This window comes from Streptomyces sp. 8N706 (assembly GCF_052245415.1).
Lineage (GTDB): Bacteria > Actinomycetota > Actinomycetes > Streptomycetales > Streptomycetaceae > Streptomyces.
This window is the reverse complement of record NZ_JBQQBW010000034.1, coordinates 13,501-34,532: the sequence shown is the minus strand read 5'-3', so window position 1 is coordinate 34,532 and position 21,032 is coordinate 13,501. Positions and strand designations below refer to the sequence as shown.

Sequence of the window (21,032 nt, the reverse complement as noted above, 5' to 3'; positions counted from 1 at the left end):
GCAAGGAGAAGGGGGCGAACTCTGTGCCTGGCCGTCCTCCCCGCAGACGCGCGGGTGCTCCGCAGGCTTTGAGCAGGGAGAATCCCAGCGTGCTTGGCTGGGCGAGGATGCCCTGGGCCTGGTGGATAGGATCAAGGTGCTGTTCAACACCGTCTCTTGAGCGTGAAACTGGGGGATGGGGATGAGACGCGCAGTTACGGCGGTCGCGGTGGCGGCCGTGGTGTTCGTCATCGCCGGATGCTCGTCGAACGCCGAGGGGAAGAAGAACCCCGGTGCGGGCGGCAACGGGGTGAAGACCCAAGCATCTGCCAAGGAATTCGCCCGCACGTACCAGGAAGCGCTCAACGACCAGGACTGGCGGCGGGCGTGCCAGATGCGCACTGAGCGGTACCGCCACGGCACCGTCCACACGTGCGTGAACGACAACACGGAGGCAACACCCACCGCCTCCCCGTCACCGAGCGAGAGCAGCGGCCCGCCCCTGCGGCGTGCGGACGGCTCGATCATCCCGCCGAGGAAGACGCCGTCTGCAAGCGGCCCGGACCGGGCCAAAACTAGCCGTGCCAAAGCCGGCGGAGCGGTAACGGTGCCAGCCATCGGAGACCGCCCGGCCGGGACCGGCGTGCGGGTCGAGTACACGCTCATCTGGCCCAACAGCACCACCACCACGAAGAAAGCCCTCCGCCTGGTCAAGCAGGGCAGTGGGTGGCTGGTCGACCAGGCTGAAGAGATCTTCACATCGGATGAGGCACACGGCAATCCGGTCCGCGACGCCCTGATGAGGGAATGAGTTCATCACTTGCCACGACGGACATTTTGTCACCCCACCAGTCACATTTCATCGCTTCCCCGTCTCCCCGGGCGAGCCGGGGGTGAGCCGAAATGGCAAGCCGCCTCGCACCATTGGCGACAATCACGCGCGGGGATGGTCCTGCCACCCGGCAGAGGCGCAGGGGGGCGCGGCCCTGCTTACCGCACGCGCGGGGGATGGTCCCGGGACACCGGAGCCGACGGTCGCGGAGACGGCCTGCTCCCCGCACGCGCGGGGATGGTCCCCACACGAGCTTTCCCATATCGGGCTTGAGAATCTGCTCCCCGCCTGCGCGGGGATGGTCCCTGGCCGATGGGAGTCTCCGACATCTCCCGTCACTGCTCCCCGCGCAGGCGGGGATGGCCCCATTGACCGGGAGTGCCGGTAAATAGGGTGTGACTGTTCCTCGCACGCGCGGGGATGGCCCGATGCCCGGCACCACGTGGGCGGCGCAGTCCTCCCCGCCGACGCGAGGGTGAGCCGCCGCGTCCTGCCGCGTGGTGGGCCCCACTCATCTTCCCCGCGCGAGCGGGGGGTGAGCCGGGACGACGTGGGGGTGTGGTCTCGGCGAGTCTTCCCGCGCGGGCGGGGGGTGAGCCGCCGCATATGGACATCGTCGATGTCCATCTGGACGCTTCCACGCGCCCCCACAAGCAAGCTCAGAGCCCTTGTGCCAGGGGTACATACAGGATGTGACCCGCTCGGGTGACAACCTTTAAGGGTTCCAGCATCGTTGTCAGTGGACCCTGCTTCACTTATGGGGCATCGATCTGGGGAGTGTGCGATGTCGACGATGATTCGTAAGACACGGGACCAGCTTCGTGAGCAGCGTGAGCGCCTCCTGGAGGAGGTGCACATGAGCTACGAGGAACTGGCCGAGCGAGCCTCGACGTACAACCTCAGCCTCGAGCATCTGGACGTTTGGCACACCATCGAGGGCATCGACTACCTTCTCGCAGGTGACGACTGCAGCGGCCAAACTTGAGGCTTTGGCGACGGAGTTCGCCGACGAGCTCACTTGTCTGACGCGGGGTGTGCTCGGTGCGGGCATCCCGCCATTTCGTGCCCTCAACACGGGCTCGCGTATCCGCGTCTCACCCATAGACGACAATGAGAAGATCCTTCGAATTCCGATCAGCGTCAACGGCGAGCAGTGCCTGAGCCTGATGGCCCGCTACTTCTGCTGCAGTGACCGGTCAAACACCTTCCTGGCGACGCACCAGGCGGACATCCGCCTCTTTTATGTAGGGGTTCCCGACCCTCTGCTGCGTTTCGAGTATGAACGGGACAGCAAGGAGCCACCAGGGGCTCATGTGCAGGTGCACGCGCATAGGGATGAGATCGCGTTTCTCTTGCGCCTGGCGGAAGCGGGCAGACCGCGGGATGGGATGCAGAGCCGAAAACTTCCCCGGTTGGCAGAGATGCATCTGCCGGTTGGCGGTCACCGGATGCGGCCGGCGCTTGAGGATGTGCTCCTGTTCTTGAAGCGGGAGTTCGCGATCGACACGGTCGAGGGCTGGCGTGCCGTGGTTGAGAAGAGCTTGCGGGAGTGGCGGGTGACACAGGTGAAGTCAGCGGTTCGGGATGTGCCGGAGGCTGCGGTGGAGGTGCTGCGGAAGTTGGGCTACACGGTAGAGCCGCCGAAGGTGGTGGCGCAGCGGCCGGCGCCGGAGTCGGTGAAGCTGTTCTGGCCGTAGCTCGCGAGCGACGACTGACGAACTGCTCCCTGCACGCGCGGGGATGGTCCCGCGGAGCAGTGCCGGCAGCTGGCCGACGGCGCCTGCTCCCCGCACGCGCCCGGATGGCCCCAACCTCGACAACAAGCCCGCCGCCCTGAGCGCCTGCTCCCCGCACCCGCGGGGGTGGTCCCGGTGCGGATGCCATCATGGTGATCACAGGGCCCCTGCTCCTCGCGCACGCGGGGATGGCCCCATGACGCCCTTCGAGATGCTGGACTGGATCGGCTGCTCCCCGCATGCGCGGGGATGGCCCCGAGGTCGGTGCTTTCATTCCGCCCGGCGTCATCTGCTCCCCGCACGCGCGGGGATGGCCCCATAGGCCTGCTGGGCGGTGGCGTGTGCGAGAAGCTGCTCCCCGCACGTGCGGGGATGGTCCCGTCATCGTCGAGGCTCCGGATGAGACCGGCGCCTGCTCCCCGCACGCGCGGGGATGGTCCCGAGCCGGACCCTGCGGAGGGCCCGGCTCGTTTCTGCTCCCCGCACGCGCGGGGATGGCCCCATGACGCCCTTCGAGATGCTGGGCCGGATCGGCTGTTCCCCACATGCGCGGGGATGGCCCCGGTCCCGCAGGGTCGTCGAGGTCAACAATGGGTGCCGGTAAGAACGCTGTCACCGATCCTGCTGGCCAATTGATCGAGGTGTAGCCCGCCTGGGTCGTCCTGCCAGTACGGACAGCATCCCGAACATCGCCCGGCCCTCCATGGTGGCGGTGCCGGCGATGGAGCCGGCGGCGAGGACGAGGGTGAAGCGCAGGTTGGCCCGCAGGACGGTGAAGCTGCCGTCACGGCTGTAGCGGGCGAAGGCGACCAGCATGGTCGGCAGGGACACCACTGGCCGACCCCGGGAACCGGGCCTCCACCTCGAAGAACTTCAGCAACAGCGAGAAGCCGAGCCGGGTGGCCCCGGACTTGTTCCGGACCCGCTTCATGTCGTCTTCGAGCAGCGTCCAGACCTCGATCAGGTCCTCCGGCTCCCAATCCTGCCGCACCCCGTACCCCTCCACCCCGACCGAGATCACTCGTACAGCTCAACGAGGCGCCCAGCCAGGGGGAACGAGGACCAGGGCAATCACACAGCGCTACATGTCCGTTCGCCGTAGCGATACGAGAACAGGGCCGTGACCGAGCTCGAGCTACCGGCTGGCCGGTGCTCCAGTTCGCCAGTTCGCCGCCCTGCCGGCCGCGTAGAGATGCGGGTTACCGGGTTGTGCCGCTGTGGGTGCCGGCAGATGCGGCGGATGCTTGCCGGCGTGTCAGGTGAAGTGGATGACCCAGAAGTCGGTGATGACTGGGAGGGGCTCGCCCCAGGCAATGTTGAGGCGGAACCGGACCTGGCCGTTCTCGGGGACGATGTTGTGGACGGTGAAGACGGCGTCTCCGAGGTGTCCGCCAGCGGTGCCGTCGCCGAGGACTAGCGCTTGCGTCGCGGCGATCCACACCTTGGAGTCCGGGCGCATCTCGGGCCAGCCGCCCAATCTGAAGATCCGCACGCCGTTCGTTCGATTGGGCCAAGCATGGCGGTATGACTCGGTCGTGGAGCGGACGGATTGCCCGCCGATGGTGTAGTCAGCGGTTGTCCGCAAGATCTTGGACTGGTCGACCTCTTCTTCCAGGACTTCCATGTCGGTGTACGTCATGGTGAGCTCCTTGGTGTTGGAGACCCCCCCAGCCGTCACACGTCCACCGTAACGTCGGGCTTCGCGGCGCGCACTCCGGACATTTTCAATGTCCTGAACTCTCAGCGCCATGACGTGAATCCTGGAACTGTCGACGGTTCAACGTTGTTTGCCGAGCGAAGCGAAGGGGCCCAGGTGGATGGCCCCTCACGGCCGGGCAGCCCGAGCCAGGCGCGTGGCGGCCGCGGCTCGTGGGGCGTTGTTCGCGGGGCGGCGGCGGGGGTGGATCGTGTTGGCCAGCAGGATCAGGAAGGTGTCCGTGGCGCGGTCGAGGATCAGGCTCGTGCCCGTGAAACCGGTGTGGCCCGCCGCCCCGTGGCCCGCCAGCTCGCCCATGAACCACGGCTGGTCGACCCCGAAGCCGAGCCCCGGCGGGTCCACCAGCGCGTCCACCGACTCCGGAGTCAGGATCCGCGCCGCGCCGTACGTGCCGCCGCCCAGCAGCGTCCGGCACAGCACCGCCAGGTCACCGGCCGTGGAGAACAGCCCCGCGTGGCCCGCGACGCCCCCGAGCGCGTACGCGTTCTCGTCGTGAACCTCGCCGCACAGCATGCCGCGGTCGAGCTTCGCCCAGGGCCTGCGCTGGTCCTCGGTGGCGGCCACCACCCCCGCGCCGGCCACACCCACCGCACCCACCGCACCCACCGCACCGACCGGGCCGAAGCCCGTGGCCGCCATGCCCAGAGGGCCGGTGATGCCCACCCGTACGAGCTCCTCCAGCGGCCGCTCCGACACCCTCTCCAGCACCGCCTGAAGGGCGATCAAACTCCATCCATGCCCCGCCCCGCCGGGCCTTCTAGCGCACTGTTACGTTCACGACTTTGGGCGGCGTTTGCTCACGACTTCGGGAGGTGGCTGGGGTGCGGCGGCGTTCGAATTGTCGCGAGTTTCGGCAGCACCGGATGCGTTACTGAGATTTCGGGCGTGATGTCGCGCGGCTGCTTGGGCCTTGAACTGCGGTTCTTTCTGATAGCTCGGCGACACCACGCAGAGATCATCAGTAAAGGGTCTCGAAGAGCCTGGCACAGCAGCACGGCGATGGAGCATTCCTCGGGTTCACTCGGCGCCTCCTGAGCCGATGTGGGCGAGCACAGTAGCGGCGCCGTCCTCTGCGGCGATGCGGTGGGCGAGTGCGGCCGCGCAGTGGCGGTAGGCCGGCTCGGACAGGCAGGCCGTGATTGCGGCACCGAGGGCTTCGGCGGTGAGGTCCTGGAACGGCAGAGGCCGGGGGGCAACTCCTAGCTGGCATAGCCGAGACGCCCAGAAAGGCTGGTCGGCCATGACGGGGACTGGCAGGGCGGGTACTCCGGCCCGCAGTCCGGCTGCGGTGGTGCCTGCCCCGGCGTGATGGACGACGGCGGCGGTGCGAGGGAACAGCCAGTCGTGCGGGAGGTCGCCGACGGCCAGGACGTCGGCGCCGCACCCGCTCAGTCCGGCCCACCCCGCCTGCACCACCGCGCGCACGCCCGCCCGCTTCACCGCCGCGGCCACCCGCTCACTGAGCTGTTCCCCTTGCCCCGGCGCCATGCTGCCGAACCCGATGAACACCGGAGGCGGACCCGTCTGGAGGAAATCGACAAGCTCGGCCGGTGGCTGCCAGCGGTACGGCCGCGCGGGCCACCAGTAGCCCGCCACTTCGACCCGGGACGGCCAGTCTTCAGGGCGGGGCACCACCAGCGGGCTGAAGCCGTGGAAGACCGGCCCGGTGTCCTCCGGTGCCGACGGCGCGTCGGCGGGCAGCCCGAGGCGTGCGCGCAGCCGGGTCACGGCGCCCGCGAAGAGCCCTTCCGCCCGCCTCTCCACTGCACGGCCCGCGGCGAGGTTGCCCTCCGGCCCCAGGCCGTCGGCGTCCCGCGCGCCGGGCAGCGGGAACTGTCTGGTGGCGAACGCTGGTACGAGGTAGGTGCCGATGACGGGGATGCCGAACGCTTCGCCGGCCGTTCGGCTGAGCGGTGCCGGGCCGAAGGCGGTCAGCACCAGGTCGGTTCCGCCCGCCACGGCCTCCACCACCCCGTCGGCGAGCCCATCCGCATACGCCCTTGTCAGCGCCCGGGACTCCTCCCGCGACGCTGCCCGGGACCAGGCCCGGAGCAGCCCCTGCGGGTCTCCCGGCACAGGCCGGTACTCGAGACCGCACCCGCCGACGAGTGCGGCGAAGGACGAGTGAGCGGCCACGGCGACCTGATGGCCCGCGTCCAGCAGGCGCCGCCCCAGGCCTGTGAAGGGCGCAACATCACCCCGTGAACCCGCGGTGATGATCAGAATCCGCATGCAGCGATCCCCCTCGCGAATGCCACCCGGTCATCGGCGCTGGCCAACGGGAACCCCTCAGCGCACCTATCTGCTGCAACCCCGGGCGTATGTGCTGTCGTTACTCATGAACATCGAACACCGCCACATCGGCGTGCTGCTCAAGGCCTCGTACATCCGCTGCCAAAACTCGTGAACAAAGCCAGGCGCACCTTGTAGCAGCGAGGGCACACGCCCGCCCGGCCCACTCCGCACCACGTCGCGCAGTCGTCGCATGACGCCAGGCGTCTGAAGCCCACTCCCACATCGGCGGCGCAGTTCAGTTCGGAGGCAGAGAGCGCCGCTATCCGCCGCTCCCAGGCTTCGGCACCGGTGCAGAGCCGCTGTCCCCAACGGCCCGCTGCTGCTCGCCCTCCTGCTGTCCTTCCGCGGCGGCGACCGGTTCGGCTTCCATCAGGTCAGCCACGGTGCAGTGCGCGTGCGTTCCGGCACCGCAGCAGCAGCCGCGCCCTGACGATTCCTGGGCTGCGCCCAAAGCAGACCAGGCCACGTGAGCGTCCCGCTGTCACGTCACGGACACATGTGTCCCGGGGCCGAATTCCCTACCGTGCGAGGGTGCCAGCCTCGGCCTCCAGTACGTGGCGGGCGCGCCAGCGGCCCGTCGTGCAGCTCGGTCGTCGGAGTGGGCACGCTGGAACCCTTCCCTCAGCGGGCGCGGGTCACGGGGCGGGGCAGCAGGTTGCGCAGGAGCTCGGCGGTCTCGGCTTCCATGTCGACGCCGCCAAGGAGCTGTTCGTTGATGCGGGCGAGACGGGCGGCAGCCTCGCGCAGGGCGTCGATGTCGCCGGCGGCATGGTGGGCGAGGAAGATCTGGCGGTGCAGCATCTCGCTCTCCTCGGCGGCGAGCAGGCCGCGCTTGGCCGCCCACAGGGCGCCGGGGATGTCGTCGGCTTCCCGGCAGCGGGTGGACAGCTCGTAAGCAACGTCTACGACTGCCGAAACCATCTCCTGGATGACCGGCTCGGCCCAGGCGTAGCGCTGGGGGGCGATGCCGGTGAAGGGGCGGCCGCGGACCAAGGCGAGCGCGCGCCGAAGGGCGAGGTCGCCGTCTTCATCGTGGCGGGCCAGGCCGGTGCGGGCGAAGAGCTGGAAGCATGTCCAGTCGCAGGTAACGGCGGGGCCGAGGCGGTACCGGCTGTCGCCGGTGTCCTGGACGCGCGGCAGGTGGGCGTTGCCGTCGGTGTCCTTGCCCAGCCAGGAGCGAGTACGGGAGATGACGGCGTTGCGCATCTGCTTGTTGACCAGGCGGCCGGGCCAGAGGGCGTCGTCGATGGCGTGGTGGTCGACGCCGGGGTTGAGCGCGAGGTAGGCGACCAGCTCGGTGCCGATGCTGAGGCGGTTGGAGTCGATGCGGCCGGTGGCGCCTTCGACGCTGATGGGTCCGAGGAGCAGCACGGCCGGGGCGGCGTCCTCGGTCTCGGGTTCGGTGGGCAGGCTGATCGCTTCGGAGTCGGCCTGCGTTGCAATTGGCGGCTCGGGGAGGTCGGCTGGTTCGGATTCGGCGGCTGGCGCGGGTCCGGGGATGGTGGCGTGGGCGACTGGTGGGGCGGGTGCTGCGCAGGGCGTGGCGAGGGGGATCGAGACGTCTGCCGGGCCGGCTGGCGGTGCTTCCTGAGCGCCACTGGTGGCATGCTGCGGCTCGGGCTCGGGGGCCTCGTCTTCGTCGGCGAGCACGTCGGCGAGCGAGGGGCCGGCGACGCGCTCGTCTTCCGTCTCCGCTTGGTCTTCGTCTTCCTTGTCGTCCGTCTTGACCAGGTCGACCGGAGCGGCGGCTTCGTCGTCCTCGTCCGCGGGGTTCTTGGCCGGTGCGGCTCCGGACGTGGTCACGTCTTCGTCGGCGAGGGCGTCCAGCTCGAGATCGGCGTACTCCGCCGGTAGACCGTCCTGGCTCGGAGCGGGGTCGACGAGGGGCTGGTGCCCGGCTTCTGTGTCCGGTCCGTCGGCGGGTTGTTCCTCCTCCTGCCCCGCTTCCGCTTCTTGCTCGGCCAGGTCGTCCGGGGCGATGCGGGTCCAGTCGGGGGCGGGGACGTCGGTGTCGCTCGCGGCGAGGGTGAGCAGCTCGATGGCGTCGGCGAAGTGCTCGTCGCTCAGGCCCTGCAGCTTGACGGGCAGGTTGGCGCCGGGCAGGACGATGGTCTCGTCCGGCCCCGTGCATTCCAGCGTCCAGGCCTCGGCGGGTGCCTGGGTGCTGGTGCTGGAGGTGATGACTGCGCCGGCCGCGCGGGGTTGCTCGGTGAGGGTGTTGAAGAGCGCTGTGACGGCCGTGTCTTTAGGCAGGTCTTGGGCGAGCAGGACGTGCGGTGACCAGGCGCCGCCGGCGTCGTCCGTCAGTCGGGCGGCGCGCAGGCTGCTCGCCCCCACGGCGGCCAGGGCGCGGCGCTGGTCTTCGGTGTGGCTTGCCAGTTCGGTGGTGGCGTCGGCGAGGTTGTCGATGCGGACGACGCGCTCGGGGGCTGCCTCGTCCAGGCCCGGTGCCGTCTCGGCGAGGGCGGTCACTTCAAGATGTCCGGGCAGGGGGGTGCTGGCAAGCTCCACGGCGATGGCCTGTAGGACGTGGCGGGCAAAGTCGGCGTCGCCGGCCAGGTGGAGGATGCCGACGTGTTCGAGGTCGACCAGGACCAGGTGACCGGAGGTGTCCCAGCCAATGGAGACCAGGGCTGGGTACGGGGCGTCGGCGTTCTTCAGCGCTTCTTCGTCGGCCAGGTCTGTACTGGAGGCGGGGCAGATCCACAGGTCCTTGCGGCCGGCCGCTGCGGTGAACGGCTTCATTGGCGCGGTGTCCTCGGCCAGGTGCAGCTCGACCTTGGCTTCGTGCAGCACGACCGCCTCGAGGACAGGCAGCTCCCGGCCGGCGGCGGCGAGGTTGAGGGCGAGGGAGCGCAGCGCGGTGCCCAGCAGGTCGAAGCCGGTGGGGTGCTGGGCGGCGCGCAGGCCCTGCTCGGTCGCGGCGGCGCGGCCCTGCGGCATGGGGATGCGCCGGCCGGGACGGCGGCGGCGCTGCTGAAGGATGCGGCGGGTGGCCAGGGTGGTGACCAGGGCGGCCGCAAGGGCTCCGGCGCCCATCCATACGGCGGCCGGGGCAAGGGCCGTGTCGCCGTCATCGCTGTGCTGCGCGGCGGGCGCCTGGTCGCGGCTGGTGTCCTGGGTGCTGGGCGTGGGGGCGGCGTTGCTGGGGGCCGGTTCTGCCGTACGGGAGGGCGAGGGGGTTCCGGCTGGCGGTGCCTGCTTCTCGGCCTCGGAGTCTTTGTCGGCTTCCTTGTCCGGCGTCTTCTCGGGCGTCGGCGTCTTGTCGGCCTCCTGGTTCTCCGGGGCCTTGTCGGGTGTCTGCGGGTCGTCCGTGTCCGTGTCGGCGGCGGGCTTGTCCGGCTCGTCGGCCTGGGGAAGGTCCAGTTCCTGGCCCGGGATGATGAGGTTCGGGTTGTCGAAGGTGCCGCCGCCTGGGGTCGTCTCGCCCTTGTTGGCTTCGTAGATGGCCGGCCAGTCGGCCGGTTCACCGTGCGCGTCGGCGATTGACCAGAGGCTTTCGCCCTCTCTGACCGTGACGGTGCCGGGCCGGTCCGCGTCTGCCTTGCCTGCGGAGTTGCCGGTGTCGCCTGCGGCCTGGTCCTGGTCGCCGTTCTGCTTGTTGTTGGTCTGCTGCTGTTCGGGTGCCTTCGTGGTGTCGGCGCTCTTACTCGCCGCCGGCGTGGGACTGGTAGCCGGTGCGACGGGCCGGGCGTCGGCGGGCAGCTTGATGACCGCGCCCTTGGGCAGGAACTGGTCGCCGGCGGCGAGTTGCGGGATGTCGGGGTTGAGGGCGGCGATGTCCTTCCACCGCTTGCCGTCGCCCAGGTACTCCTCTGCCAGGTCCCACGGCAGTTCGGTGGTGGAGGCCACGGTGTGTTTGGGCCAGTTGGCATCGTCGGCCGACGCTGCGGGCTTGGCGCTTGGGGTCGCGCTGGTGCTGCTCTCCCCCACGGTGTGCACGGTGGTGGCCGCGACGGCCGACCCGGTCGTGGCGGCCGATGCTGCTGTGGGTGCGAGCAGGACGATGCCGCCGATGAGGAATGACGCGAGAGACTGCAGGCTGCCCAGGCCCTTGATCCTGGGGGCGGAGCGTCGGCGCAGCACGGCGATGATCTCCACCAGGACCGAGAATGTGAAGGCTGCCCACCCCACCCAGCCGATGCAGGTCAGGGCGACCAGGAAGAGGCTGCCATCGTCCTGCTGCATCAGCAGGTCGAAGCCGCCGGACAGCTCGGTCGGCTGATGGCCCACCGTCAGCAGCAGGTACGGCACTCCGCCGACCAGGGCCACCAGGAGGGCCAGGCCGAGGAGGGCCCGCAGCAGAGCGCCGAGGGCGCGCAGCGGGGCGGGGGTGTGGTGGGCCATGGTTCGGCTCAGCCTCCAGCGGCTTGGGTCTGCAGTTGTGCTTTCGCGGTGCCGGTCACGCTGATCGTCCCGGCACCGACGAACTGCGCGAAGTAGGTGTCGTAGCTGTCGTTCACGGTGACGGTGAGGCTCTGCCCGCCGTCGGTGATCTGCACGCTGCCCTGGACGTTAGCGGCGGCGAGGTAGTCCTGGGCAGCCCCCACGGCGGCGTCAGGGTCGATCGTGATGGCGGTGCCTTCGATCGCCTGGGCGGGGTCGAGTTGCTGGCCGGCGGTGCGGGCCGCCTCCTGCGCGATGGAGGTGGCCCGGTTGGCCGCGTTCAGTGCGCCGCCACCGTCGACGAGCAGGCCCATCACCATCAGGATCGCGAGCGCGGACAGCGCGAAGAACAGGGACATGGAACCGCGGTCGCGGCGGCGTCCGGACAGTGCCGCAGGTCGCCGCGCCGTGAAACGGTGAACTCGGCTGTTCACTGGCGCCCCCGGTAGGTGTCGATGGGGCTGGTCCACGATGCGGTGAGCGTCTTGGATCCGGGCAGGCCCGGCAGCCCGATGTCGGAGAGATTGGCCGTGCAGGCGATCGTGGCCGTCACGTTCGCCTCCACTCCGATGTCGAGTGCGTAGCCGGAGGTGTCGACCACCACGCTGGAGGTCTGGCATGTGACGCCTTCCCCTTGCAGGCTGCGGCCGGCGGCAGTCTGTGCCTCGGCCTGGGCGCTGTCGGCGTCGCGCTCGAGCGAGGCGGCACGGGCCGCCGCACGGGCCGCGGAATCCACGGCACCGTCGGCGTCCGTCACTCGTCCAAAGGCGATCATCAGCAGGAGCAGGCCGATCATCACCGGTGCGAGGACCGCCGTCTCCAACGCGTAGGAGCCCCGGTCGCGGCGCAGCCCCCGCGCCGGCCGCTGCCGGTGGGTAGGGGCCCTCACGGGGTGGTCCAGCGTTCGATCGGAGCGTCGGCGTGCTGGACGACATCCAGCGTCAGGCCGGGGACCAGGGTGGCTACGCTGCCGCGCACGGTGATGCGGATCTCCTCTGCACTGCTGCCGGCCGACGACACGCTCGCCCCCTGCACGCTGCCGCCGAAGCGGTTTAGGAAGGTCTGCGCCTGGGCGACGCCGTCACCTTCGCTGGAGCCGAACTGCCGCCCGGCCTCCACGCCCTGGCGTGCGGCGGACTGGGCAACCTTGCGGGCGTGGTAGTACAGGCCGACCTGGATGGCGGTGAAAATCAGCGCGAGCACGACCACGGCCAGGACCGCGAACTCCACGCTGCCGAAACCGCGGTCGCCCCGCAGCTGGCGACGACGTAGAAACGCGCTCAAGCGGCTGCGTACTCGTGATCTCACGCCTTGTCCTCCCCACGTGTTCGTTCGTAGCGCGATCAGCCGCCGTTGATGATGCCGATCTTCTCCATGAGCTTGGTGCGGATCGCCAGCACCAGCAGACCGGCGCCCACCAGCAGCGCACCGGCGATCAGGGCCAGCTCGGTGGAAGTCTGCCCGGCGTCCTTGGCGGACTTGAGCGCTTCGTAGCGACCGCGGATCCACACGGTCAGGGTCTGGATGTCCATGACTCCCTTTTTCTCCTTAACTGCCGAGGATGGTGATCGTGATGGGGATCATCACGAAGACGAGCATGAGGATGACGCCGAAGGTGACCGGCAGGATCATCGCGGCGCTCGCCGCGTTGGCCTGGGCCTTCGCATCGCTGAGGAGAGCGATGCGCAGTTGGCGGGCTTGGGCCTGGAGGGTGGTGTAGACGGCCGCGCCGTCGCCGGCGAGGGCGAGGGTGTCGGCCGGGCGGGTCAGCTCGGGGATGTCGAGCTCGTCACCGAGCTGCTTGAGGGCGTCCCAGACGGTGACGCCGGCGAGGTCGGCCTGGTGGAAGACCTGTCGCATCCGGACGAAGATGAAGCCATCGCCGACTTCTGCGGTCTGGGTCAGGGCCTGTGCGGCACCCGAGTTGGCGATACGGGCCAGCGCGACGCGCTCCAAGTACGAGGCGGCGGCGTGGCGCACAACCAGGCGGGCGGCGGCCGCATCCCGGGCGACTTCCTTGCCGGGCCAGAACCAGAACAGTCCGGCCAGGGTGAGGGAGAACAGTGCGGGGACCGCGTACGGGAACGGGGCGCCGGCCAGGGCGAGCAGGGCCTGGAGCAGCTGCGGCAGCAACAGCCCGTACAGCGCGAACAAAAACCTTTTGCCGAGGTGTTCGGCCGGACTGATGCTCAGCAGGCTCAGGTCCTTGTTCGGCAGGGTGATGCGGCCGCCGAGCTCGCCGAGCAGCCGCGTGCCGACCCGCTCCTGCACGGTTCCGCTCGTCTTGGCTACGGCCGATGGCAGCAGCGGCCCGCTGCTCCTGCTGACGTCCAGGCGGTCCAGCACGGAAGCCAGGTCCCGCCGTGCGGGCATGGCAGCCCGGATGGCCAGGCCGATCAGGGCACCGGCTGCGGCCGCGGGCAGGACAGCCTCCATGGGGATCACCGGACGCCTCCCGTGACGGTGGTGAGCTGCGCGTGGGTGGGCAGCGGGTCGATCAGCCGCGGGTCGGACTTGGTCCGCGCGATACGGCGCAGCCAGGACAGTGTCCAGGCGAAAGCACCGCCGAGGACGGCGAGGACGATCTGCCCGACCGGGGACTGATACCAGCCGGACCAGGCGTCATTGAGCATGCAGCCGACCACGACCAGGCAGATGACAATGCTGACCATGCGGGAGGACTTGCGGACCTTGGCGCGGTCTGCCTCGATGTCCCGGGCGTCGGCGGCCTGCTGATGGATCGTGACAGCCAGGGCCTCGAGCGCGTCCGAGAGGCCCGGTCCCTTGTAGACGGCATGGCTTTGGAACAGGAGCACGACGTGGTCGCTCACGCCGTCGGCGAGTTCGTCGGCGAACAGGGCGAAGGCGTCCTGCGCTTCCATACCGGAGCGCAGCCGGTCGGCCAGGGCCCGCACGTTCGGCGCGATCGGTGCGGGGGCGGCCTTGGCCGAGGCACGGATGGTCTGCGTCAGGGAGATGCCGGCCTGGTGGACACCGGCCAGGTGGTTGAGCCATTGTCCCAGCGCCTCGAGGCGCTCGATGCGCTGGGTCGCGGCGGTGCCGGGGTTGAGGACGTAGGGCAGCCCGAGGACTGCGGCGCCGGCCAGGATGCCGTGGACGGGCCAGCCGGTCCAGGCCCACACCACCAGCGTGACGATGCCGGCGGTGGTGACCAGGTGCCGCCAGCGGTGCTGCCACTTCTCCGGCAGCTCAGCCTTGGCGTGCTGGATGCGGCTGGCCATGCGGGACTTTGGCTTGGCCGGGTCGGGAACGCGGCCGCGGATTTCCCGTACGGCGGCGACGACCGCGAGCACGGCGAGCACGGCGCAGCACGCCGCGGCCAGGGTGAGCTGAGAGGTGTTCATCGGCGCCCCACCGTCTGCAGCGGCCCGCCCCAGGCTCCAAAGGGGCGGTCGGGGAGCCACTCGCGGCGCAGCAGGCCGGTGCGTTCGAGGTCGTCGATGAAGGTGGGCATGTTCTTGTAGACGGCGCGGATCTCGCCTGCCTGGGGCGCGAACAGCTCGGTGGTGACGGGTCGGCCGCCTTCGCCGACGACGTCGTGGACCTCGTAGACGTTCGAGACGAACCGGTGCTTGCGGCCGCCGACCGCGGTCTCGTCCAGGTAGGTGAGGTAGACGACGACGTCGATGGAGGAGGCGATGAGGTGGTGGGCGGCCTCGGTCTGCATGCCGGCCTCGGTACACAACTGCACCAGGCGGCTGATGATGGCGTGCGGCCGGCGGACGTGCAGGGTACACATCGACCCCGAACCACCCGCGCTCATGGCCTGCAGCATCGGCACAATCTCGGTGGAGCGGACCTCACCGACGATGACGCGAGTGGCGTTGTAGCGCAGTGCCGTGGCGAACATGTCGGAGATGGTGACCTCCCCAGCGCGGTCACCGCCGCGGACCTCGCCGTTGGACTGCCGCGCCTCGAAGGCGTATGTCACCGGACCGGGCTTGGGGCCGGGCTCGTCCAGGTAGAGCTCGCGGTCCGACTCCAGCGTGACCAGCCGCTCCGATGGCGGGATTTCCCGGCCGAGTGCGCGCAGCAGGCTGGTCTTGCCGGCGCCCATGTCACCGACGACCAGGATGTTCATCTTGGCGTGGACGCAGGCGGTCAGGAACCGCTCGAGCATGGGGTTGATGGAGCCCCACTGGACGAGCTCGGCGATGCCGTGCTGGCGGATGCGGTGCCGACGGATGACGACGGACGGCCGGGTGGTCAGTAGCGAGGCGGTGACGCGGGACCCGTCGGGCATGCGGAAGCCGACCATGGGGGTGGCCTGGGTCAGGGCGCGCTCACCGTGGCCCGACAGTCGGGCCATGCGGTTGACCCAGGTGATCAGCTCTTCGTGGCTGTCGGCGACCCGGTCGATCGTGCGGCGCGGCTTGTCGTGGTATTCCACGTGGGCGCGCAGGCCGTCGACCATGACGTCCTCGACTCCCGGCTCATCGAGCAGGGACTGCAGGCGGCCGCCGCGGTACATGCTGTCGAAGACGGCGGTGCCGATCGCCGTCTCCTGCTCCGCGGTCAGCGGAGTGTTGCCCTGCGCATATTTGGTGGCCCAGTCCGCGACCGCGTTGCGCACCAGCGACTTCGCGAGCGCCCGGCGGTCGGCCTCTTCGAGCAGTTTGTCGGGGTCGTTGGCACTGAGCTGCTTGGACACCAGCGCCTGAAGGTCCTCAATGACGTCCCAGCCGACCGGGATCTCCCCCGGCAGGCCGGCCAACCGCGGTACGGCCGCCGCAGTCGCCGCAGCTGCAGCTGGTGCTGGTGCGGCCGCATTCTCGGTGGCGGCAGTGGGTGCCGGGTCGGCCGGGCGGCGCTGGCCGATCCGTCCGGCGAGCAGGCCGGCGATGTCCTCCCGGCCCATCGGCGCGGGATGTCCGTTGATGCCAGGGCGCTGCTGGGTGTCAGCCACGCGGTCCTCCCTTCTCGCTCAGTCGCTGCAGGACGCCGGCCAGCTGCGGGTTGGCGGGCCTGGGCGGGTACTGCTGCTGGAGCTGACGGCGTGATGCGGTCGCTTCGAAGTGCTCGGTGGCGGTGCGGGCGTGCCGCAGCAGGGGGCTGCGCCCGTAGCCGCGGGGTGGGTGCCCGCCGGCGGTGAAGTATCCGGCCGCGGCGGGGTCGAAGGGCAGGCCGGCCAGGACGGGAGTCTTGAGGGCTTCGGCCACCTGGTGGGCGCGGTACGGGCCGTCTTCGATGAGCAGCAGCCCGAGCGCGTCGGATCCGCTGCCGCGTTCGGCCAGCTCGGTGCGCAGCGGGTCGATCAGGTGCCGGGCCAGAGTCAGGGACTGCTCGGTGCCGCGGACGACGAGCAGGACCAGGTCGGCCTGGTGCAGCAGCGGAGCCGGGGTCAGCGTCGTGTGGAGGCGTCCGGACTCGAGCGCGAGGCGGCCGGCGTCGATGAAGATGTCGTAGCCTGCCTCTTCCGCCAGGACGTGCATGACCTCCGACAGGGCCGGCCAGGTCCGGCCGAGAGCGGCCGCCTGGGCCGGGTCGGTCAGGCCCGGCAGGAGTTTGCGGTGCCCGGCCACGTCCATACCCCACAGGTGATTGGCAAAGGCCTGGGCGAGCGCGTCCGGTCCGGTGCGTTCGGCAGCGGCCAGGTGGTAGAGGCCGAACCCGGCACCGACCTCGCCCTGGAGGAAACCGGCCCTGATTGTGCCGCCGGCCGGGTCGCACTCGGCGAGCAGCGAGGGCCGCTTCGAGGCGAGCGTGAGGGCGAGCGCGGAGGTGGTGACGCCGCAGGACTTCGCGGAGACGAGTGCGGTGACGGGCATGGTCACTGGCCTCGCGGTTCGCGCACGATGGCGATGCGGCCCTGTGCGGCGCGGGTGGCCAGCAGCGGGCCGTCCGTAGTGGCGACAGCGAGGTTGACCACGACGTTGCCGGAGGCGTCCGGGCGGGAGACGGTGACAACGACGGCGGTGATGGTCGACGGCGGCGCCTCGGCTTCCTTGCTGGTCTGCTGCTCGCCTTGGGCGGGGGTGGTCACGGCGAGGACCTTGTCGCCCGGGGCGAGGGTGCCGGCCGGGGCCTGGCCGCGCTTGACCTGGACGCCTACCTGCTGCTTGTCGTCGCCCAGGCCGGTGCCCTTGGCCAACTGGGAGGTGGTGAGCAGTCCTCCCTTGCGCAGATCGACGGCAGAGCGCTTGCCCACCATGGACGCTTTCTGCGAGGCGGGCACGGGGGTGACGGCGGCGTCGGCGGAGACTTCGGCGACGGTCAGATCCGCGGCGGTCAGAGCCTGGCCGGCGGGGACGTCGCGGGCGATGGCCAGGACCTTGGTGCGATCACTGGCGGAAGTGACGGCCGCGGCCGCGCCCAGGCCTGCGAGGACGGCCAGGACAATGCACAGCGCGGCAACCGACCAGCGGCGCTCCCGCTTCACTGGTGCGGTGGTGGTGATGGGGACCTCGGGGCGGGGCGGAGCAGCCGGGCGCGGCACTGGCGGCGCAGCGGGGGTTTCCATGCGGTGATGTGCCTCTCGAAGTGCTGAGCGGACGAGCTAGTTGAGGACCTGGACCTCGGCGACGTTGATATCCACGGCGCTTTCCCGGATCTCGGTGAGCTGACCGGTCTGGCCGCCTCCGGTCACCTGCCAGTCGATCGTCCAGGTGGACGTCGCGGTCACATGGAACTTCCCGGACGGCGTCGTCGACGAGGGAACGGCGTAGCGGTGGCCGCAGTCCGGGGAGGGCTTCTTGCCGTACTCGGCCTTGTAGGGGGTGCCGGCCGTAGTGCAGGTCACCGTCTTCCCGTCACCCATCTGCCACACGATCTTCGACACCTTGGCGGTGGCCGTAACCGTGATGCCACCAGCAGAAGCGCTGGTGGTGTTCGGGCCGTACGTCTCCGGGCCCTTCTTGGTCCACATGTAGACCGGCATGCCGACCACGCCCTTTCCGCCCGGCTTGGGCGTGATGCCGATCTCCGGGCTGCGGAGCAGCATCTCGTCCACGGCTTGCTGGGCCAGGACGGCCGGGTCGACGCCTGCCCCCTCGGGCGGTTCGGCAGCCCACACCATCCGGGCGACGGTGAAGTTGTCATCGCCTTCGTAGACGCAGTTCTCTTCGTACACGGCACCGTCGCCCGGCTTATGGCCATCCCAGTCCAGGCTTCCGGCCGGTGGTTGTGGCTCGGCGAGCTCGTAGGTGCAGGTCGGGCGGTTGGCGTCGTCCCCATCGCCGCCACCGTTCCCACCGCCACCGTTATTCCCGCCGCCGCGGCGGACCTGTCCTCCGCCGCCGGACTCGCCGGGGACGTCTACCTCGACCCGGCACGTGAACAGTCCACACTCCGTCCCTCCCTTACCGGGCGAGGGATTGTCAACTGCGCGGGCCTGGGCCGGGAGGGTCAGCACAGCGAGGGCGAGAGTCGCCGTGGCCGCGGTACGCCGTTGGGTCAGCATGACTTGTCCTGCGGCTCGTCCCGAATGACGCGCCACCCTTCGGGCCAGCGCTCGACCGTGGTGACGATGACGTACTTCGTCAGCCGATTGGACGGCAGGGTCACCGGCTTCTTGGTGGTGGTGTCGACGACCTGCCAGCGGGAGATGTCGAGGCAGCTGGAGACAGTGACGTTGGGAACCTCGCGGCTCATGTCGAGCTTGGTCACAGTGGGATTCCCAACGGTGACCCCACCGATGTGGACCCTATTCCTGTCGTGTGTCCGCTTGGCATCCGCCTCTGCGTTCTTGAGCGCTGTAGACGCGGCGTACTGCTTGAGTTCGGCCTTCTTGCCAGTGCTGTCGGCGTAGAGCTTCTCCATCTCCTGCCAGTAGGCCTGGTAGGCGGCGATGGCGTCCTTCTTGGCGGTCTCAGCGGGGTCCGCCGGCTTGGTCGGCTGGGTGGCCGAGGGCGTGGGTGAGGGCTTCGAGTCGTTGGCCTTCGAGTCGTTGGAGCTGCAGGCCGAAACGGCGGTCACGGCGCAGGCCGTCAACAGCAGGGCTGCGGACCGCGTCCAGTTCCGTTCGCGAAATAGGGCTCGACCTGATCGTGCCGACAGTTCCACTGCGCCTCCCCGTGTGTTGTCATTTGTCGTTGTCTGTCGACCTGCGGCTTGCTGCCCGCGGTAACGCCCCCGTCTCGACCTCAACCACAACAAGTGGCCAGTCTGTTCACATACGTTACGCAAGGATCCTCCAACAGCCCAGCCTGTTTGCGCAGTTCAGAACCGAACGACGGTGCAAGGCCTCAGAATTTCACATGGCGGGAACAGTGGAATCGAATCCAGCCAGCACTTCTCGGCCGGTGGAACGCGTTCAGGGAATTCGCGAGCGGTAACAATGTCGACACATCGGCAGTGCGGTACGCCCGCCCACAGTTCGGTTGGCGTCTCCAAGCCTCCGTCGACTGGTCCCCAGGGAGCGGTCATGGAAGAGCCGGGCCCCGCTCAGGCACAGGTCCAGCCCTGGATCTGGTCGAATCGGAGCCGCTCGAGGTCGGGCTGGTTCGGGCCCCGAAGGCCGAGGGGATATCGACGTACGGTTCGCAGGGCTTCGGCGGGTCGTCTGCGTCCTCGGCCACGCGTAAAGCCCGGCCGACGGCCATCAGGTCAGATCGAGGCAGCCAGCGCGATGGCAGTAGGAGCGCACAGCAGCCGGTACAGCTCTGCGGCCGCGCGTCGCCCTGGGGTGAAGCCCGCCTCGCCGTCCTTCATCCCAGGCAGCTGGTCGCCGCGTACGTCGGCCAGCTCATCAACTGGGCTGACGACCGGCTCTGGCAACCTGCGAATCGTCTCCTGACCCCGCGGCGCGAAGGGCTTCGTCGTGCTGCCGCGGCTCTGCAAGGTTGACCGGACACTGGACCGGATCACCGTGATGACCAAGCGTCTGAACCGCAAAGGCCCGCCGCCGCCTGGTCGAAGCAGCACAAGCCCTCCGGCTGAGCCGTTCACGCCTCGGGGCCCGCCTGGTCAATCTGGGTGCCAGCGTCGAGGGCTAGTTCCTCGATCCGCTCGATGATCTTTGCGTTGAGGGTCGCCCGGCGCTCGATCACACGCTGAAGCACATCATCCAGGTGGTCAAGCATGAGGTCTTCCTCAATGGCCCTACCAGTGATTTTGCGCCGCAACTGCCAGGACAGATAGCTGATGTCATCGAAGATCTCTGCAGCCAGTAGATCTACAGAGGGGTCAGGGATCTTCACACGGTAGCCTTCCTGGGCTGCCGCTCCGCCTGCCTCTTTGACTTCCTGATCGAACTTCTCGAGATCGACAGCCACCCCGGCCTCGAGGCTCTGCTTCGCTCGAAGCACGACGTCCAGCCATGCCCGTCCGGCAAAACGCATCGATGTCAGCCGGACAATCTCCTCTTGCGCTTGCAATCTGCCTCGTTCTTTGTCCCGTTCCGCTATCTCACGACGGAACTGACGCGTCGAGACGTGGACCGTAGCTCCGGCCCCTATTGCTGCGCCGCCCAGTCCGCTGATTAGGGCGTAGATCGCTGATGCATCGGCCACCGGGAGACTATGGCACGACAGGACGCGCCACCCCACCCCACCAAGCGCTCTCAGGGGTGCCCGTATCAAAGGTTCGAAAGTAGCTGAGTGAGCGGAGCAGCGGGCCCCGGGCGGGTCACGGCCCCGGGGGCTGCGTTCAGTCGCTCCCGGGGCGCCCTGACTGCAAGATCCATCTCATCGGTGAGGGCGGGCGCCGTCCGCTGGCCCTGCTGGTCACCCCGGGCCAGTGGGGCGATGCCCCGGAGCTCATCCCGGTCATGGAACGCATCCGCGTCGGCTGGCCGGGCGGCGGACACCCGCGCACCCGGCCCGACCACCTCGGCGGCGATAAGGCGTACTAGTCCCGCCGCAACCGTCGCTACCTGCGACGACGCCAGATCAAGCACACCATCCCCGAGCCGAAAAATCAGCGGGCCAACCGGCAAGCCCGTGGCAGCAAGGGCGGCCGACCCGTCGGCTTCGACAAGAGGATCCACAAGCGCCGGAACGAAGTGGAGCGGAGAATCAACGCCCTGAAGAACTCCCGGGCTGTGGCCACGAGGTTCGACAAACGCGCCTAGATCTTCCACGGCACCGTCCTCGTCGCCTCGATCCGACTCTGGCTCCGCTCGTGATCC

At 69.3% G+C, this 21,032-nt stretch carries 21 protein-coding genes and 2 pseudogenes; 4 read left to right on the top strand and 19 right to left on the bottom strand.

From position 1 onward, the window contains the following. The first annotated feature begins 181 nt into the window (after positions 1-181). From ACTWQE_RS15365 to ACTWQE_RS15355, 3 genes are all read left to right on the top strand, one after another. Entirely contained in the window at positions 182-790 is a 609-nt protein-coding gene (locus ACTWQE_RS15365) for a hypothetical protein (RefSeq protein ID WP_443329490.1), read from the top strand. A gap of 805 nt (positions 791-1,595) precedes the next feature. Further along, on the top strand, positions 1,596-1,796 hold the full coding sequence (locus ACTWQE_RS15360; RefSeq protein ID WP_443329489.1) for a hypothetical protein: 201 nt from the start codon (positions 1,596-1,598) through the stop codon (positions 1,794-1,796). After that, complete coding sequence (locus ACTWQE_RS15355) at positions 1,771-2,508, top strand: hypothetical protein (protein WP_443329488.1); 738 nt, start codon at positions 1,771-1,773, stop codon at positions 2,506-2,508. Before ACTWQE_RS15360 ends, ACTWQE_RS15355 begins: the two co-directional genes overlap by 26 nt. 651 nt (positions 2,509-3,159) lie before the next feature. Here ACTWQE_RS15355 and ACTWQE_RS15350 read toward each other — a convergent pair. The 19 genes and pseudogenes from ACTWQE_RS15350 to ACTWQE_RS15260 form a co-directional block, all read right to left on the bottom strand. Beyond that, the gene (locus ACTWQE_RS15350) at positions 3,160-3,363 is read right to left on the bottom strand and encodes a hypothetical protein (RefSeq protein ID WP_443329487.1); all 204 of its coding nucleotides are present in this window, start codon (positions 3,361-3,363) and stop codon (positions 3,160-3,162) included. Then, entirely contained in the window at positions 3,332-3,568 is a 237-nt protein-coding gene (locus tag ACTWQE_RS15345; RefSeq protein ID WP_443329486.1) for a hypothetical protein, read from the bottom strand. The genes ACTWQE_RS15350 and ACTWQE_RS15345 overlap by 32 nt, the downstream gene beginning before the upstream one ends. Positions 3,569-3,802: 234 nt before the next feature. After that, positions 3,803-4,225, bottom strand: a complete 423-nt coding sequence (locus ACTWQE_RS15340) for a hypothetical protein (RefSeq protein WP_443329485.1) — start codon at positions 4,223-4,225, stop codon at positions 3,803-3,805. A gap of 147 nt (positions 4,226-4,372) precedes the next feature. Next, positions 4,373-4,987, bottom strand: a pseudogene (locus tag ACTWQE_RS15335) (serine hydrolase); the annotation flags it as partial. 294 nt (positions 4,988-5,281) lie between these two features. Then, positions 5,282-6,496, bottom strand: coding sequence for a glycosyltransferase (locus ACTWQE_RS15330; RefSeq protein ID WP_443329484.1), 1,215 nt, complete (start codon positions 6,494-6,496; stop codon positions 5,282-5,284). A 684-nt stretch (positions 6,497-7,180) separates the two neighbouring features. Further along, entirely contained in the window at positions 7,181-10,906 is a 3,726-nt protein-coding gene (locus ACTWQE_RS15325; protein WP_443329483.1) for a LysM peptidoglycan-binding domain-containing protein, read from the bottom strand. An 8-nt stretch (positions 10,907-10,914) separates the two neighbouring features. Then, positions 10,915-11,304, bottom strand: a complete 390-nt coding sequence (locus ACTWQE_RS15320; protein ID WP_443329482.1) for a pilus assembly protein TadG-related protein — start codon at positions 11,302-11,304, stop codon at positions 10,915-10,917. A gap of 71 nt (positions 11,305-11,375) precedes the next feature. Next, the gene (locus ACTWQE_RS15315) at positions 11,376-11,834 is read right to left on the bottom strand and encodes a TadE/TadG family type IV pilus assembly protein (protein WP_443329481.1); all 459 of its coding nucleotides are present in this window, start codon (positions 11,832-11,834) and stop codon (positions 11,376-11,378) included. Continuing rightward, complete coding sequence (locus tag ACTWQE_RS15310; RefSeq protein WP_443329480.1) at positions 11,831-12,175, bottom strand: TadE/TadG family type IV pilus assembly protein; 345 nt, start codon at positions 12,173-12,175, stop codon at positions 11,831-11,833. Before ACTWQE_RS15310 ends, ACTWQE_RS15315 begins: the two co-directional genes overlap by 4 nt. A gap of 113 nt (positions 12,176-12,288) precedes the next feature. Then, entirely contained in the window at positions 12,289-12,477 is a 189-nt protein-coding gene (locus ACTWQE_RS15305) for a hypothetical protein (protein WP_443329479.1), read from the bottom strand. 16 nt (positions 12,478-12,493) lie between these two features. Further along, positions 12,494-13,390, bottom strand: a complete 897-nt coding sequence (locus ACTWQE_RS15300; RefSeq protein ID WP_443329478.1) for a type II secretion system F family protein — start codon at positions 13,388-13,390, stop codon at positions 12,494-12,496. Beyond that, positions 13,387-14,310: a type II secretion system F family protein gene (locus ACTWQE_RS15295; protein ID WP_443329477.1), complete on the bottom strand. Its 924-nt coding sequence runs from the start codon at positions 14,308-14,310 to the stop codon at positions 13,387-13,389. Before ACTWQE_RS15295 ends, ACTWQE_RS15300 begins: the two co-directional genes overlap by 4 nt. Then, positions 14,307-15,872 (bottom strand): CpaF family protein, encoded by a 1,566-nt coding sequence (locus ACTWQE_RS15290; protein ID WP_443329476.1) that lies wholly within the window; start codon positions 15,870-15,872, stop codon positions 14,307-14,309. The genes ACTWQE_RS15295 and ACTWQE_RS15290 overlap by 4 nt, the downstream gene beginning before the upstream one ends. Continuing rightward, positions 15,865-16,734 carry a MinD/ParA family ATP-binding protein gene (locus tag ACTWQE_RS15285; protein ID WP_443329475.1) on the bottom strand — a complete coding sequence of 290 codons (870 nt, stop codon included), beginning with the start codon at positions 16,732-16,734 and terminating at the stop codon, positions 15,865-15,867. Before ACTWQE_RS15285 ends, ACTWQE_RS15290 begins: the two co-directional genes overlap by 8 nt. Before the next feature lie 2 nt (positions 16,735-16,736). Then, on the bottom strand, positions 16,737-17,426 hold the full coding sequence (locus ACTWQE_RS15280) for an SAF domain-containing protein (RefSeq protein ID WP_443329474.1): 690 nt from the start codon (positions 17,424-17,426) through the stop codon (positions 16,737-16,739). 36 nt (positions 17,427-17,462) lie between these two features. Further along, entirely contained in the window at positions 17,463-18,365 is a 903-nt protein-coding gene (locus tag ACTWQE_RS15275) for an ATP/GTP-binding protein (RefSeq protein WP_443329473.1), read from the bottom strand. Continuing rightward, a complete protein-coding gene (locus ACTWQE_RS15270; protein ID WP_443329472.1) occupies positions 18,359-18,880 on the bottom strand; it encodes a hypothetical protein in 522 nt (173 codons plus the stop codon). Before ACTWQE_RS15270 ends, ACTWQE_RS15275 begins: the two co-directional genes overlap by 7 nt. Before the next feature lie 630 nt (positions 18,881-19,510). After that, positions 19,511-19,681 carry a hypothetical protein gene (locus tag ACTWQE_RS15265; protein ID WP_443329471.1) on the bottom strand — a complete coding sequence of 57 codons (171 nt, stop codon included), beginning with the start codon at positions 19,679-19,681 and terminating at the stop codon, positions 19,511-19,513. Between the two features lie 167 nt (positions 19,682-19,848). Then, entirely contained in the window at positions 19,849-20,415 is a 567-nt protein-coding gene (locus ACTWQE_RS15260; RefSeq protein WP_443329470.1) for a hypothetical protein, read from the bottom strand. Between the two features lie 132 nt (positions 20,416-20,547). Between ACTWQE_RS15260 and ACTWQE_RS15255 the strand changes: the two are divergent. Next, positions 20,548-20,975: pseudogene (locus ACTWQE_RS15255) on the top strand (transposase); the annotation flags it as partial. Positions 20,976-21,032: the final 57 nt, after the last annotated feature.

Coding starts and splice junctions, on each gene's coding strand:
- ACTWQE_RS15280 (WP_443329474.1), bottom strand. CDS start 17,426: ATGGAAACCCCCGCTGCGCCGCCAGTGCCGCGCCCGGCTGCTCCGCCC.
- ACTWQE_RS15350 (WP_443329487.1), bottom strand. CDS start 3,363: ATGCTGGTCGCCTTCGCCCGCTACAGCCGTGACGGCAGCTTCACCGTC.
- ACTWQE_RS15295 (WP_443329477.1), bottom strand. CDS start 14,310: ATGAACACCTCTCAGCTCACCCTGGCCGCGGCGTGCTGCGCCGTGCTC.
- ACTWQE_RS15285 (WP_443329475.1), bottom strand. CDS start 16,734: ATGCCCGTCACCGCACTCGTCTCCGCGAAGTCCTGCGGCGTCACCACC.
- ACTWQE_RS15305 (WP_443329479.1), bottom strand. CDS start 12,477: ATGGACATCCAGACCCTGACCGTGTGGATCCGCGGTCGCTACGAAGCG.
- ACTWQE_RS15365 (WP_443329490.1), top strand. CDS start 182: ATGAGACGCGCAGTTACGGCGGTCGCGGTGGCGGCCGTGGTGTTCGTC.
- ACTWQE_RS15320 (WP_443329482.1), bottom strand. CDS start 11,304: ATGTCCCTGTTCTTCGCGCTGTCCGCGCTCGCGATCCTGATGGTGATG.
- ACTWQE_RS15325 (WP_443329483.1), bottom strand. CDS start 10,906: ATGGCCCACCACACCCCCGCCCCGCTGCGCGCCCTCGGCGCTCTGCTG.
- ACTWQE_RS15275 (WP_443329473.1), bottom strand. CDS start 18,365: ATGCTGACCCAACGGCGTACCGCGGCCACGGCGACTCTCGCCCTCGCT.
- ACTWQE_RS15360 (WP_443329489.1), top strand. CDS start 1,596: ATGTCGACGATGATTCGTAAGACACGGGACCAGCTTCGTGAGCAGCGT.
- ACTWQE_RS15330 (WP_443329484.1), bottom strand. CDS start 6,496: ATGCGGATTCTGATCATCACCGCGGGTTCACGGGGTGATGTTGCGCCC.